At 56.5% G+C, this 1,282-nt stretch carries 1 protein-coding gene; it reads right to left on the minus strand.

The annotated features are described in order from the left end of the window. Positions 1-641 (minus strand): FGGY family carbohydrate kinase (locus tag H5U08_RS19185; RefSeq protein ID WP_297036893.1); only part of this gene is annotated, 641 nt, incomplete at its 3' end. Positions 642-1,282: the final 641 nt, after the last annotated feature.

Here is a 1,282-nt window from a genome sequence, read left to right on the forward strand (position 1 = left end):
GTGCCAGGCTGCACGATCGGGCCCAGAATATGCGTGGGCAGCCCGAAACGTTCCAGCAACTCGGTCGCCCATCGGCGCTCCACGGGATTGAAAAACTGAGTGGTGGTGGCGTCGGTAAATTCGTTGCATTTTTCGCCGGTCAGCATCCAGTGGAAGAGGTCCGGCATCATGAGCAGGCGCTCAGCGATGTCGAGAAGCGGGGAACCGGCGACTTTCATGGCCAGCAGTTGGTAGAGGGTATTCAGTTGCATGAACTGCAGCCCCGTTTGCCGGAAAATTTCTTCCCGCGGCACAATCTGAAAGGCCTTTTCCATCATGCCGTCGGTTCGGTGATCTCGATAGTGGTAGGGATTGCCCAGCAGTTCGTCGTTGCGGTCAAGCAGCCCGAAATCAACGCCCCAGGTGTCCACTCCCACGCTTGCCACCGTGGTGTTCACGCGGGATCCAGCTGCATAGAGTCCATTTCGGATGTGGGTCCATTGGCCGAGCACATCCCAGTAGAGCCGATTTCCCACTTCCACCGGCCCATTTTGGAATCTGTAAACTTCCTCCAGCTTTACCCGATGACCATCAAACAGACCCACCACGTGGCGCCCACTGGATGCCCCCATATCAATGGCAAGAAAGGCTTTGTCGGACATGGTCGATCACCTGTCTCTGGGGAGTCTCTGCGAAACCTCGTCCGTCCCTTGCAAGGTCATTGAAAGAAAACAATGCTGCAAAACCCAAGCCGTTATTTCCAAGCAACGGTGTTCATCGTGTTCGCCCAAAATGTGCCCACCGGCCTGGGACTTTTTGACCGGCGATCCTCCCCACCTCCCCAAAATCAGTCCGTGCAAGTGCGGCACGCGTTCTTCCACGCACCGAAGCGCTCCAAAACCCAACACGGGTTGCGTCATCCGGTGCGCGGGTTGCGTGTCTTCTCACGCTCTGTCAACGGGAAATAGTGGCCGGAAATTTGGGCCACGTCAAGCCCCTGCAGGATGAGAAATCGTCACGGGAACTGTTTCCCGCATCGCGATAAACGTTCCATATGCCGGCATCGCCATATTTTTCGTGCACCCGCGATACAATGAAACTCGACAGCACCGTTAGACGGGCGCTGGATCAGGTCGAGCACCAATGGACCCTACCAGTTTCCAAAATGCATTCCGTGAACTTGGAACCCAGGACTCCGCAAATCACCTGGGCTGGTCCAGCGACTTGACGGGCCTGTGGAGACAGTGTCAGGGCCGGTGCGGTGCTGATCCGCCAAAGATGTTTGGATCTCGAAAAAGAAGGC

Origin of the sequence: Thermogutta sp. (genome assembly GCF_014359955.1) — a bacterium.
In the GTDB taxonomy this organism is placed as follows: domain Bacteria; phylum Planctomycetota; class Planctomycetia; order Pirellulales; family Thermoguttaceae; genus Thermogutta.